Genomic DNA, 449 nt, shown 5'->3' with positions numbered 1-449 from the left:
ATCACGCCGAAGGCGCTGGCCTCCTTGCGCGGCACAGGAATTCCGGCCACCGTGGCGCCCGCGCCACTGTCGAGGTGTTGCGCGATCATCTGCCTCGGGTCCATGCGGTAGACGTGGTCGGCGCCGAACACGATGACCAGATCCGGCTTCTCGTCGTGAATCAGGTTCAGCGACTGGTAGATCGCGTTGGCGGAGCCGGTGTACCACTGTGGGCCAAGGCGCTGCTGGGCGGGCACCGGGGTCACGTAGTTGGCGAGCAGGCTGCTCATCCGCCAGGTCGTGGTGATGTGGCGGTCCAGGCTGTGGCTCTTGTACTGGGTGAGCACCGCGATCCGCAGCACCCCGGCGTTGACCAGATTGGACAACGCGAAATCGATCAATCGATACAGCCCCCCGAACGGGACGGCCGGCTTGGCCCTGTCCAGCGTCAGCGGCAACAGGCGTTTACC

General features: G+C 65.5%; 1 protein-coding gene. It reads right to left on the bottom strand.

What is annotated here, in order from left to right; all coding sequences use genetic code 11:
* The coding region (locus CQY20_RS34060; RefSeq protein WP_272938852.1) for a sugar phosphate nucleotidyltransferase at positions 1-449 on the bottom strand (449 nt) is incomplete at both ends.

The organism is Mycolicibacterium agri (assembly GCF_002553505.1).
Classification (GTDB): Bacteria; Actinomycetota; Actinomycetes; order Mycobacteriales; family Mycobacteriaceae; genus Mycobacterium; species Mycobacterium agri.
This window is presented reverse-complemented; position numbering and strand designations above follow the sequence as displayed.